We start from the raw sequence: 12,928 nt of genomic DNA, 5'->3' as shown, positions 1-12,928 counted from the left end.
TTGTCACCGCAATGACCGCAATGCAGCGAGGGACTGGAACGGAACCGTCGCCACGGAAACGACGTTGCCGGACCGGCGGACTTCGCCAGGCAGCATGACTGCGAGATCAAAGTGGTCCCTGCCCACGCGGTCAATAACGCCGCCCATCATTGTGCCCTCTGGCACCAACCCCAGCAAATGGACCGCAAGTTCGGCCCTATCGCGCGCCAACGTCCGGAGTGCACTGGCCAAGCCTGGCCGTTGCGGCCTCTTTGACTGGTCTGCGCGCGCCTGCCGACTCAGCCCCTGATAAGTCAATGCTGCCGCTGTGGGCACCAGCCACTGGTGTCGACCTTCGTCCAGGACCACCCATTCGCTCCCGACATGGCTCAGCGCCCCGGACACCACCGACCCGGAGCGAAGCTTCACATCAATCTTCTGGCCGAGTGCTCCACGCAGCCTGTCCGAGGTTGCGATCCCGGCGATCTCCACCCGGGCCCGTTCTGAAATTTCGGATTCAAGCCCCAGCAATCGTTCGGAGGCCAATTGCGCCTCCATGTCTTCAAACAGAGCATCCCAGCGCATTGCGTCAGCGTAAGCTGGCACCACTCGATGGTCAATTCTTCTCGACCAACACCCTCATTCTAGACAAGCGACACTTTTTATGATCAAAATGAATCAAGACTTATCAAACTGCATCAAATGACATCAAACGGGTAAGGGGAACCCATGGAACAGATCGGCACGCCCGTTCGAAACGACGCGGCCATGGCAGCGACCATCCTGATTCTGGGTCTTTTGCTCGCTGGCACCGGGCTGATCTTGATTGACCAATGGCACTCCGCAGCGGAACGGCGCCAAGAACCCATGTTCGAGGATCTCCTCGGATTCGTTGCCACAGCCGCCGGACTGGCGATCGTTGGCTGGTGGATCGCCGCCTTTTTGCTCGCCATAGCCACAGCGGTCCTCCGGCAATCGGGCAACGACCGCAGCGCCACCGCCACCGCAAGACTCAGCCCACCCTTCATGCGCCGGCTGGCCGTGGCAATCCTTGGCCTGAACCTCGTCGGAATTCCGTTGGCGAATGCCGCCCAGGCTGCTGTTGAACCCGTCTGGAGCCCGGCGGACGGATCAACACCGGCCAGCAGCGCCGCTGCCCAATGGGCACCCAGTACGGGTCCTTCTGCTTACCCGCCCGGGCTGCCATCCCTTGAGCCCGGCCCATCGGACATCGAACCGAATTGGCGACCCCGCGCACCTGCTACCGATCTTGGGTTCCTGGGATCCAGGCCCCAGCGGGCCATGGAACCGCCTGCCTCGCCAAGCCAGGGCACCGTGGTGGTGAGCCGGGGAGATTCTCTGTGGTCAATTGCAGCGCAGCAGCTCGGCCCCGCGGCCAGCGATGTCGACATTGCCCTCCAATGGCCAAAGTGGTACGCCGCAAACCGACAGGTCATCGGCGACAACCCGGGAGTCCTCATTCCGGGCCAGATCCTGCAACCGCCACCCCTTGGCTGAACCAACAGAACCAACAGAACCAACACCATCAGCCACGGAACCACCGATTCGTCACGAGGAAGTCCATGAGCCCGACATCAGCTGTTCCTGCCCGGCCCAATGCAGTCCCAACCGTGCCGTCTCCTGTATCCCAAGCAGTCCACGTTGCCGACCTTGACCAGAAAATACGCACGCTGGCCCGCAGTATTGCCCAAGCCGCCGTCGAAGTCCTTGCGGGCACCCGGCCCGTGCAGCAACTCTCCCGGTCCTTGGACCCGCGATGCCTCAGCGCATTGCAGCACCGGGCCGCGCTGACGCGTGCCCATGCCGGACGGTCACGGATTCATCGCAGTCCGATGGTCCGCTCCGTGCACCTCTGCGCCGTGCGGGAGGGAGTTTACGAAGCCAGCATTGTTGTCTGGGAAGAGCACCGCTCCCGCGCCGTAGCTATGAGGCTTGAAGGAAGCAATAGCGCGTGGAAGGTCACGGCCCTCGAAATTGGCTGATGCGGATGTCCACGAAGAACGGGGACCAAGAACGGAGGAGGACCAGAATAAATGTTCTGGCCCTCCTCCGTTCTTGGTCCTCAGCCTGTGCGGTGCCTGGTCAAACGGCTACGTACGCAAGGCAATCAGAGTGTTAGCGACGCTTCTTCTTGTTGGATCCGCGCTGCTTGTCATCGTCGGCCGCTTTGGCGGGGTTGCCTGAACGCCCCGAGCCACGTCTCTCAACCCGAGTCTGGCTCGCACCGTCTTCGCCAGGCGCTGTGTACTGCAGCTGAACAGGTTTCTCCGGGGCTTCGAGGCCGGCGGCGTGGATCTGTGGATCGTGATGTTCCACATGGCCGCCTTCAGCGCTGCCGTCCACAACGACAACGTCTTCGGCAGGCGTTACTTCCACGTCCAGGTTGTAGAGGAAGCCAACGCTCTCCTCGCGGATGGCCTCCATCATGCTCTGGAACATCGTGAATCCTTCACGCTGGTACTCGACCAGGGGATCCCTTTGGGCCATGGCGCGCAGGCCGATTCCCTCCTTGAGGTAGTCCATCTCATAGAGGTGTTCCTGCCACTTGCGCCCTAGGACCGAGAGGACAACCCTGCGCTCAAGCTCACGCATGTTCTCGGAGCCAATGGCCTCTTCGCGCTCCTTGTAGACAAGCTGCGCATCCGAAAGGACCTCGTTCTTGAGGAATTCAACGGAAACTCGGGACTTTCCACCGGCTTCGTCAATGATCTCCTGCGACGTGACCGTTACCGGGTACAGCGTCTTAAGGTTCGTCCACAATTGATGGAAGTCCCAGTCGTCGCCGGTTCCCTCCGCAGTTGCGGCGTCGATCAATGCATTGATCGTGTCTTCCAGGAAGAACTGGACCTTTTCGTGCAGGTCGTCGCCCTCCAGGATCCTCCGACGGTCGCCATAGATGGCTTCGCGCTGGCGGTTCAGGACGTCGTCGTACTTGAGAACGTTCTTGCGCTGTTCGGCGTTGCGGCTCTCAACCTGGCCCTGTGCCGAAGCAATTGCACGGGACACGAGCTTGGATTCGAGGGCGACGTCGTCCGGCACGGAGCTGTTCATGAGGCGCTCAGCGGCACCAGAGTTGAAGAGCCTCATCAGGTCATCGGTCAGCGAGAGGTAGAAGCGGGACTCCCCCGGGTCGCCCTGGCGGCCCGAGCGTCCGCGGAGCTGGTTGTCGATTCGACGGGACTCGTGGCGTTCCGTGCCCAGCACATACAGCCCGCCAAGTTCGAGCACTTCCTCATGCTCGTCCTTGACTGCTTGCTTGGCTGCTTCGAGCGCCCCGGACCACGCGGCCTCGTACTCGTCGGAGTTTTCTTCCGGGTCCAGCCCCTGGCGTGCCAGTTCGGCAATGGCCGTGAACTCGGCGTTACCGCCCAGCATGATGTCAGTACCACGGCCTGCCATGTTGGTCGCGACAGTGACGGCGCCCTTGCGGCCCGCTTGCGCAACGATGGCGGCTTCGCGAGCGTGGTTCTTTGCGTTCAGTACCTCGTGGCGGATGCCTTCCTTGGCCAACAGCCTGGCAAGGTATTCGCTCTTTTCCACGCTGGTGGTGCCGACGAGCACGGGCTGGCCCTTTTCGTGGCGTTCCGCGATGTCCTTGACGACGGCTTCGAATTTCACGATTTCGTTCTTGTACACAAGGTCCGACTGGTCGATGCGCTGCATGTCCCGGTTGGTGGGAATCGGCACCACGCCGAGCTTGTACGTGCTCATGAACTCGGCAGCTTCGGTCTCCGCTGTACCGGTCATGCCCGAGAGCTTGGAATACATGCGGAAGTAGTTCTGCAACGTCACGGTGGCGAGAGTCTGGTTCTCGGCCTTGATCTCGACGTTTTCCTTGGCCTCGATCGCCTGGTGCATGCCCTCGTTGTAACGCCGTCCGGCAAGGATACGGCCGGTGTGTTCGTCGACAATGAGGACTTCGCCGTCCAGGATGACGTAGTCCTTGTCCCGCTTGAAGAGCTCTTTGGCTTTGATGGCGTTGTTCAGGAAGCCGATGAGCGGGGTGTTGGCGGATTCATAGAGGTTCTGGATGCCGAGGTAGTCCTCGATCTTCTCGATGCCGGCTTCGAGAACACCGACCGTGCGCTTCTTTTCGTCGACCTCGTAGTCGATTTCAGGCTCGAGGCGCTGCACTACCTTGGAGAACTCGCTGTACCAGCGGTTGGTGTCGCCCTGGGCCGGACCGGAAATAATCAGCGGGGTACGGGCTTCGTCGATGAGGATGGAGTCCACTTCGTCGACAATCGCGAAGTGGTGGCCGCGTTGCACAAGCTCGGATTTGTCCCACGCCATGTTGTCGCGCAAGTAGTCGAAGCCGAATTCATTGTTGGTGCCATAGGTGATGTCTGCCGCGTACATCTGACGGCGCACTGCGGGATCCTGGTTCGACAGGATGCAACCGCTGCTGAGGCCAAGGAAGCGGTAGACGCGGCCCATGAGCTCGGACTGGTATTCGGCGAGGTAGTCGTTGACTGTGACGACGTGCACGCCGTTTCCCGTCAGGGCATTGAGGTATGCCGGCGCGGTGGCCACGAGGGTCTTTCCTTCACCGGTCTTCATTTCGGCGATATTGCCGAGGTGAAGGGCGGCCCCGCCCATGAGCTGGACATCGAAGTGGCGCATCCCCAGCGTGCGGGAGGAAGCTTCACGCACGGCTGCGAACGCCTCCGGCAAGAGGTCGTCGAGCTGCTCTCCGTCCTCGTGCCGGGCGCGCAGCCGGTCCGTCTCTTCGCGCAATTCGGCGTCAGAGAAGGTCTTGAAGGAGTCTTCGAGGGCGTTGATGGAATCGGCATAGGTCCGCAGTTGCCTCAGGATTTTTTTGTCACCCGTGCGGAGAAGTTTTTCGATAAGTGATGCCACGTAAAGTTGCTCCCAGTCTCAAGCTGCCGAATTCTGGCGATTTCAGTCTACGGGAGAGACCAACGCCACGCGGCCTCGTTTCCCTGAGAGCAGAGCGCCGGGGGCTGCGCCATCGGAGGCTATCTCAGGAGCTCAGCCGCGGGCCGCAGCTGAAGCGAGCGCCGACGCGAGATCGCCCTTCGGTGACACGACGACGTCGTCGAGGCCTAGCCAATCGGCCATCAGCCGCAGCTCGGCGGAAAGTTCGACGGCGGTGTCCGCAGGGGCGTCCGGCTCGGCATGGGAGGCACGCACCAGAAGCTGCTTGGCCGCGCGGTCGGCCTTCAGATCCACCCGGGCGACCACTGCGTCCCGGAGGAGGAACGGCAGCACGTAATAGCCAAACTTGCGCTTCTCCGCCGGGGTGTAGATTTCAATCCGGTAATGAAAGCCGAACAGCTCCTCGAGCCTCCTACGTTCAAACACCAGGGAATCAAACGGGCTAAGCAATGCCCGTGCCGTGGCGGTGCGGGGAAGCCTGGCCTCTGTGTGTCGATACAACGCCCGGTCCCAGCCACGCACTGTGACTGGCTCCAATCGTCCTGCGGCAACGAGCCTGCCGAGCGATGCTTCGGCGGCCTTCACCGGGGTCCGGAAGTAGTCGGCGAAGCAACGGATTGTACCGATGCCATGGGCCTGGGCTGCGGCGTCAATTAGCCGGTCCATGGCCGCTGTCGATAGCTCGGCGCCTCCGTCCGGGAGCGCTCCGGCCCGGAGGAAGTCCGCAGTCAATCCCGGTGGCAGGATCCGCGAGGTCAGGGTGTAGCGCCGCTCGAACTGCTCCGTCCTCGAAGCAGCAGTCACGAGTCCTTCTTCAAACAAGTGCTCCAGCACCCTTTTGACCAGATTCCAGTTCCAGCCCCAGTTGTCATGCTGGCGCTCTTCCGCGTGCCCCAAGTGCGCAGTCAGCTGGGCCGCCGTCATAGGGCGCCCCGTCGCGAGCGCCTCGAGGATCCGTTTGGCCATGTCTTCCCGGACTCCGTGCTCCAGTTGGGCCGCGCCTACCCACGCGCGACTTTGCCACAGCAGCAGATCCTGAAAGTGTTCCGGGCGGATGAAGCTGGCCTCGTGAGCCCAATACTCCATCATGCGCCGCGGACTTCGCCCTGTCATGGCATGAAGGATGCTTCGATCGTAGTTGCCGAGTCTTGAAAAGAAGGGGAGGTAGTGGCTGCGGGAGAGGACATTGACGGAGTCGATCTGCACCACGTGGAGGCGGGCAAAGGTACGGCCCACCGCCCGTGAGGTCACGGGGCCGGTGGGCCGTTCTTTGTCCAGTCCTTGGGCTGCCAATGCAATCCGCCGTGCCTGCAAGAGGCTCAGCGAAGAGGCCATGCCAGTCCTTTCATGGGAAATGCGAATGCGGCCTAGGCTGTGGCGGCCTGGTCACTCGAGCGGTAAGCGTGGATCTTTTCCTCCACAGCTTGGTCTCCTGGTTCGCAGGTGGAGTCCAGAGTGATTACTCCATAGGTCCAGCCGCGGCGACGGTAGACGACCGACGGTGTGTTGGTTTCCTTGTCTACGAACAGGTAGAAATTGTGGCCCACCAATTCCATGTTGTCCACCGCGTCATCAAGGGTGAGCGAAGCGGCGGGAAAAACCTTGCGACGAATCAGGACCGGGGAATCACCGGCCGGAATATCGTTGTCGACGTCGTAGGGCGAGGTCTCCACCGGTGCCGTGGTTTGCTCCTGGTGATTGCTGGCCTCTACGTAAATGGGTTCGCTCGCGCTGGCAGGCTCAAGCGTTGCAGTTGCCTCACGGACTGCTTTGGGCGTGTGGCGGCCGTGGTGGACCTTCTTGCGGTCCTTGGCCCTGCGGAGTCTTTCCAGCAGCTTGCTGTATGCGAGATCAAAGGCGGCAAACTTGTCAGCGGCGCTCGCTTCGGCCCGGATCACGGGGCCGCGGCCCAGGACCGTTACTTCCACCGTGAGTTGGCCCGGTGTCTGGCGTGGATTGGTCTCCTTGGAAACCTTCGCGTCAACCCTCTGGACTTTGTCCCCAAGCGATTCAATCTTTGAAATCTTCTCGCTTGCATACTCGCGGAAGCGATCGGAAACGGTCAGATTACGGCCGCTGATCATGAACTCCATGGTGCCCTCCAAACAACTCAGGTGACACGATAAGGGCGCTTCTAGGGGCTGATCTGACGGACAGTCGAGCCCCTTTCCGAGCCGCTATCGACAGGTACATCTGTTCTTGGTACCCATACCCGACGTTAGTTCATCGCCACGGGTAATTCATCCTTTCGTCACTTATTTTTTGTTTGAGTCGGTTCGGACTGCATCTTCGGTCTCTCGGCAGAGAGCTCGCTTCCGGCCGGCGGACGAGTGGCAGCGAGAACCACCGCACCACACACCACGCCTCCGGCCTTTGACAATGCCCGGGCTGCTTCGGAGAGGGTGGCACCTGTGGTAAGGACATCGTCCACGATGATGCACGCCTTGCCTTCCAAGGCCCTTTCCTGGAACAGCCGAACGGTCATGGAGCCCCGGACGCGGCGCACGCGCTCCCCACGGCCCAAGCCCTTCTGTCCACTTCCCCGTCTTCGGGTCCCGACACCGAGGATCCCCGCGCCGAGGTCTTCGAAACCGGCCCGGAGGGAAGTGCCGTCCCGGGCAAGCGCAGCCTGGACCAGGTCGCGCCACGCGAGCCTGGACTTGACCTTCTTCAAAGCGTCCTTCATCTGTAGACCCGGCAATGCGTTCCGGCGCCGTAGATGGCCGAGCAAGAGATGGACCGGGCTGAATCCGCGGTTCCGGAAGGCCGCGTTACTGCTGGGAATAGGTACAAGGAAGATGTCCGTCCTGTTTCCGACGGCTGCCCGGACAGCCTTGCCCAGCGCAGGCGCGAGCACGGAGGCCAACCGTCCTTGGCCGAGATGCTTGAACGAGAGCAGAGCCTGGGCCAGTTCGTCCCTATAGTGGGCCGCCGCGACAACAGGGAGAATGACGGACCCATCCACGGTGAGCAAGGTCGGCGCCTGTCCTTCAGCCCGGAAGGGGCTGGTGCACAGAAGACGCACCTGACGAGCGCAGGGCCCACAGAGCGTGGAGTCTTCGGCGCCACAACACACGCACTCCACGGGAGCCAGGACTGCCAGCAGCTCGGAGAAGGCAACAATCAGGCCCTGTGTGAGCCGCATCAATCGATCGGGATGCCTTCCCCGATGGCGTGCGCCATCGTTCCAGGGGGCCACGAGATCGGGGTCATGCACCCGGCGGCCCTTGTTGGTGTTCCCCATGCCCCAAGCATCCAGTGCTTTGGCCGTGGCGAACAGCACCGAACTGGGCTATGTGGATTATGAGGCTATGTGGATTATGAGGCTGTATGCACCATGAGGCTGTATGCACCATGAAGCGATGCCGAGAAGGTGCAGGGAACCCCTGGTTAGCCAGGGAAGGCCGGGTCTACCGGTCCCTTGAGTTGCAGTTCCCATCCGTTCCCCACCCGTTGGAAGACTCCGGCTGCGGACTGCCCGAAAATCTGGTCCAATCCGTTGCCTGCGCTAATGGTTGTCAGGTTCGGCCAAGCCGGCAACAACTGCGGCTGCCCTGACGTGAGGGACAACAACTCGGGAACCACGTTTTGAGTCGAATCGGCTTTCATCACGGCAACTGTTGTGGAATTGACCCAAACCCCCTGGTCAACGGGGGAAGAAGTGAACAAGGTCAGCGGGGCGGTCAGATCCTTGGGGGTGCCATCAGGATTGCGGACAATACCGGTTACCTGAACGGATGATTTGCCGTTCATCTCGGAAACGACCAGTGCGCGCGTACCCTCACGGGATATCCGGAAGTCCCTCACTACGCGCCCTGACAACCATGACGGGGTGATGGTCACCGTGGGCACGGCCTGGCCTTGTGGAACATCGGACGGTTTGAATGCGACGACTTCGGTGGCGCCATTAGCTCCCGGACCTGCCGTCCAGACCCAATCCTGGGGGCTGAAGGAAGGATGGCTCAGCGTACTCCTGGTTGTCAGTTGACGGGCAGGCTGCCCCGGAATCATCGAATACAGGACAGTTCCCGCGTCGTTGAGGAAGGCCACAGCCTGGGACGTGGGGGATTCAGCTGGAGCCATCGGATTCAGTCCAGCCACGGCTTGCATGTCCGGAAGGGCCGAGACTCTGTTGTTCTCGTAGCGCACGAGTTCTTCGTTGTCGACGGCGATCTGGCGCGCCGGAACATTTTTCTCGAGCACAGGCGGCAGGACGGAGCCATTGTCTTCCACCCGGACGAGATCCTGGTCAGCCCGGAGCTGGACGTTCACCACGTCCGGTTGGCTACGGAAGGTGAGGGTGAGTTGGTTTTGCATGCGTTGCCTGTCCTCGGCAGAGGCATCCACGAGTTCCTTCGCGGAAAGGTCCACTTGGGCGGCTCCCGACACAACCGGCACCGACTCCCGGGCCAGTTTCATGCCGGAAGGAAAGGCGCTGACGACGGCGCCCCGGAGGTAAGGCGCAGGACCGGCAAGCAAGGCGCTGGTCATCGCCTTGACGGTGTTCTTCTTAATGAACCAGCGGATGTCCGGAACCGCGTACGCAAAAGTGGGATCGTAGAAGTAGATGGGCTGGGCCGCGTAGATGACTTTGAACGTTTCTTCCGGGATAGCGGTGCCATCCGGGACCGCTGAGATCCGCCATTCGCCGTCGACTTGTTCCAGGGTCACCGGAATGGTTTCGGTGGTTCCTTCCGGGAACTGCGTGGCAACGCCGTCCGCGTCGACGGCATAGGCGAGGTCGAGCTGGTACTTGAACTCGTTTTCCACGCCGGTCTTGACGACGGTCGCACTGCGGAAGACGAGCGTGCGCTTGTCGGACTTCCAACTGACGGACAGCGACTGCGTCAGATACTGCCGGGCCACCGCATAATCGCCTTCGTACCCGCTGCCGGCGCCGTAGAAGTCTTCGATGATCGACGCCGGGCTGGCTCCGGGATGTGGCGGCGGGGGAAAGAAGACTGGAGCGTTCGGGTTGCCCGCGCTCTCGTCCTTGCTCTTTCCGACCGGACCGGACCGTGGAATCTGCGCGCAGGAACTCAGGATCACCATGAGGACCGCAAGAAGGGAGATCGTGGCCTTCAGCAGGAACGGGCGTCGAGCCAGGTAGGAGTGTCGCGAACTCCGTCGTGAACTCATAGTCCCGTTCCCTCCCCGGTCTTGTCGGCGTCGTTCTCCCCCGCCGGCGGCAGTACAGGAGGCAGTACAGGCGGCAACGCCGGAGCGTCCTCCGGCGTCGGGTCTGCAACGGAACCTTGTTCCGGGGAGGCGTCACCTGCATCCACCACGAGGATCTGTCGTTCCGGGGCGGCGCCAGGCAGGTGGATATCTGCCGGTTCGAGCTGCAACGGTGATTTCACGATGGTTCCTCCCTTCTTGAGCGGCAGAGTCAGACGGAAGTTGGAACCAGCCCCCTTGCGGCCCCAAGCCTGCAGCCAACCGTTGTGGAGCTTGGTGTCCTCCGCGGCGATGGAAAGTCCCAGGCCGCTGCCCCCGGTTGTCCGGGCGCGGGCTGGATCGGCCCGCCAGAAACGATCGAAGACCCGCGCGGCTTCCGCCGGACTCATTCCTATGCCGAAGTCACGCACCGAAATGGCCACAGCGTCGTGATTGGCTGCAACGGAGACGTGGACGGGCCTCCCCTCGCCGTGTTCGACGGCGTTGAGCAGCAGGTTCCGCAGGATGCGATCAATCCTTCGGGCATCCATTTCCACGATGATGCGCTTGTGGCGCGAGGTGAGACGCACTTCGGAGCCGTAGTCCGCGGCGACCGGTGAGGCCCCGTCGATAACGTGGGACACCACTTGGAAAATGTCCGTCGGCTCGGAGTCCAGAACGGCAGCCCCCGCGTCGAAGCGTGAAATCTCCAGCAAGTCTGAGAGCAAAGACTGGAAACGCTCCACTTGGTTGTAGAGGAGCTCCGCGGAGCGCTTGTTGATGGGGTCGAAGTCATCCCGGGCATCAAACAACACTTCTGCTGCCATCCGGACGGTCGTCAGTGGAGTCCGCAGCTCATGCGACACATCGGACACGAACCGCTGCTGCATCTGGGACAAAGTGGCCAGCTGCGTGATCTGTTCCTGCAAGCTCGCGGCCATATGGTTGAACGACGCGCCCAGCCTGGCCACCTCGTCTTCGCCCTTGACCACCATTCGTTCCTGCAACTGACCGGCGGCCAGCTTCTCGGAGACGACGGCGGCGTGGCTCACCGGACTCACGACGTTCCTGGTCACATACCAGGCAATCCCGCCGATCATGAGGATGAGTGCGGCGCCGCCTGCCCACAGCACGTTCTGGATTTCGTCCAGCGTCTGTTGGGCGGTATCAAGGTCATAGAGGAGATAAAGCTCGTAGACCGTGCCGTTGAACGTGACTTTGTTGCCGACTGCGATGCCGGGGTGGTCCTGATTGCCGACGGGAAACTCCGTGGAGGCCCAGAACTGGTCCTTGCCCGATTCCTGGACGGACTTGCGAAGCGCCGGTGGAATGACCCGGACCGTCAATTGATCCGAGGCCCGCGATTCCACCCAGCGGTTGCGCGGCTTGGTCTGTTCGGGCATGGCCTCGAAGACGTACCGCCGCTGGATAACCGAGCCGTTGCCCTCCACTGCCTTGAGGGTGTCGTAGACGAGGGTGATGACGCTGGATTGATCGTTGGCCTGTGAACCGTCGAACGTGTCCTGGACTTGCTTGACGTAGTAGCGGCTTTCCGATTCGGCCTGCTTCAGGCGTTCCTGGAACAGGTTGTTCGCTATTTGGTTTGAGAGGTACGCGCCGACCACCGCAAATGACGCCATCGACAGGACGATCGTCACGGCGACCGTCCTGAATTCAAGCGAGCGGCGCCATCGCCGCAGCAGGGCCCGCCACAGATAACGAAATCCCGGACGAATGTGGCGAAGTCCCGTCAAGACGAGACGTGAAACACGCAGTGCCAAGATCAGGGCGCGCCGCGTCCAAATGCGGGTCCGCTCCAGGATCCACGCAAGGTTCAATGCGCGGGCGTCGGTGTGTTCCGGGACAGTATGTCCTGAAACAGGATGTTTGACCTTATCCGTCTCAGGGCCAGCGCCGGGCTCGCCGGTGGAAGACTCAGGCGCCTGCTTTGTATCCGACACCACGAACCGTCAATACAACTTCAGGGGCTTCCGGATCACGTTCGATCTTGGACCGCAGCCGCTGGACATGGACGTTGACCAGCCGGGTGTCGGCAGCGTGGCGGTAGCCCCACACCTGCTCAAGGAGCAGTTCACGGGTGAAGACCTGCCAGGGCTTGCGAGCCAGGGCGACCAAGAGATCGAATTCCAGAGGCGTCAGCGAAATCCGTTCTCCGCCCCGCGTCACCAAGTGGCCCGCGACGTCGATAGTGACATCGGCAATCCGCAGGGTCTCTGGCGCCTTCTGGTCTCCCGGGCGCAGCCGGGCCCGCACCCGGGCCACGAGCTCAGCCGGTTTGAAAGGCTTTGGCACGTAATCATCAGCACCGGATTCGAGGCCTCGGACAACATCGGAGGTATCCGCTTTGGCGGTAAGCATGACTATGGGGACATCGGACTCCCCACGGATCTGGCGACACACTTCGATGCCGTCCGAGCCGGGAAGCATCAGGTCAAGCAGAACCAGGTCAGGCTTCGAGGAACGGAAGACCTCCAGCGCTTGCCCGCCGTCCGCGCAAAAAACCGGGTCGAAGCCGTCGTTCCGCAGCACGATGCCGATCATTTCAGCCAGCGCTTCGTCGTCGTCTACCACCAGGATGCGTGCCTTCATAGTTATATATTCCCTTATCGCCCAGCCTTTGTCCCGTTGAGCCCGATCACGGCATGGCGCGCTGCAACAGGAAAGCCGAGAGGGCTATGAGGCGCGACGGCGGAACTATAGGCTGGAGCGGACGGTCCCTTTCCGGTCCGTGCATTGCTGCGGGCGCATCTTTTGGGGGAGGAAAACGTGTCACAGCCAGATCCAGGCAGCCGGCCTGAACAGGGACCGGCATCGCCGTGGGGCGCCCAACCACAATGGGGGCCGCCACAGT

10 protein-coding genes are annotated in these 12,928 nt (G+C 61.7%); 2 read left to right on the top strand and 8 right to left on the bottom strand.

Features of this window, described 5'->3' with window-relative positions; all coding sequences use genetic code 11:
• Positions 1-3: 3 nt before the first annotated feature.
• On the bottom strand, positions 4-585 hold the full coding sequence (locus ABD884_RS04920) for a hypothetical protein (protein WP_345038654.1): 582 nt from the start codon (positions 583-585) through the stop codon (positions 4-6).
• Between the two features lie 123 nt (positions 586-708).
• Between ABD884_RS04920 and ABD884_RS04915 the strand changes: the two genes are divergently transcribed.
• Positions 709-1,497 (top strand): LysM peptidoglycan-binding domain-containing protein, encoded by a 789-nt coding sequence (locus tag ABD884_RS04915; RefSeq protein WP_345038649.1) that lies wholly within the window; start codon positions 709-711, stop codon positions 1,495-1,497.
• 65 nt (positions 1,498-1,562) lie between these two features.
• Entirely contained in the window at positions 1,563-1,982 is a 420-nt protein-coding gene (locus ABD884_RS04910; RefSeq protein WP_345038643.1) for an Rv3235 family protein, read from the top strand.
• A gap of 133 nt (positions 1,983-2,115) precedes the next feature.
• Here the strand turns inward: ABD884_RS04910 and secA are convergent, their stop codons facing one another.
• The 7 genes from secA to mtrA all read right to left on the bottom strand — a co-directional run bounded on the left by secA (position 2,116) and on the right by mtrA (position 12,666).
• Entirely contained in the window at positions 2,116-4,860 is a 2,745-nt protein-coding gene (gene secA / locus ABD884_RS04905; protein ID WP_345038637.1) for a preprotein translocase subunit SecA, read from the bottom strand.
• Between the two features lie 132 nt (positions 4,861-4,992).
• The gene (locus ABD884_RS04900; protein ID WP_345038624.1) at positions 4,993-6,234 is read right to left on the bottom strand and encodes a winged helix-turn-helix domain-containing protein; all 1,242 of its coding nucleotides are present in this window, start codon (positions 6,232-6,234) and stop codon (positions 4,993-4,995) included.
• A gap of 32 nt (positions 6,235-6,266) precedes the next feature.
• On the bottom strand, positions 6,267-6,992 hold the full coding sequence (gene hpf, locus ABD884_RS04895; RefSeq protein ID WP_345038612.1) for a ribosome hibernation-promoting factor, HPF/YfiA family: 726 nt from the start codon (positions 6,990-6,992) through the stop codon (positions 6,267-6,269).
• 158 nt (positions 6,993-7,150) lie between these two features.
• Positions 7,151-8,182, bottom strand: coding sequence for a ComF family protein (locus tag ABD884_RS04890; protein ID WP_345038601.1), 1,032 nt, complete (start codon positions 8,180-8,182; stop codon positions 7,151-7,153).
• 107 nt (positions 8,183-8,289) lie between these two features.
• Positions 8,290-10,038, bottom strand: a complete 1,749-nt coding sequence (locus tag ABD884_RS04885) for an LpqB family beta-propeller domain-containing protein (protein WP_345038592.1) — start codon at positions 10,036-10,038, stop codon at positions 8,290-8,292.
• Positions 10,035-12,020 (bottom strand): MtrAB system histidine kinase MtrB, encoded by a 1,986-nt coding sequence (mtrB, locus tag ABD884_RS04880; RefSeq protein WP_345038584.1) that lies wholly within the window; start codon positions 12,018-12,020, stop codon positions 10,035-10,037. Before mtrB ends, ABD884_RS04885 begins: the two co-directional genes overlap by 4 nt.
• The gene (gene mtrA, locus ABD884_RS04875) at positions 11,992-12,666 is read right to left on the bottom strand and encodes an MtrAB system response regulator MtrA (RefSeq protein ID WP_028264852.1); all 675 of its coding nucleotides are present in this window, start codon (positions 12,664-12,666) and stop codon (positions 11,992-11,994) included. Before mtrA ends, mtrB begins: the two co-directional genes overlap by 29 nt.
• Positions 12,667-12,928 lie beyond the last annotated feature (262 nt).

Source organism: Arthrobacter methylotrophus (genome assembly GCF_039539965.1).
In the GTDB taxonomy this organism is placed as follows: Bacteria; Actinomycetota; Actinomycetes; order Actinomycetales; family Micrococcaceae; genus Arthrobacter; species Arthrobacter methylotrophus.
The sequence above is the reverse complement of the archived record's forward strand: the minus strand, read 5'-3'. Positions and strand labels throughout refer to the sequence as shown.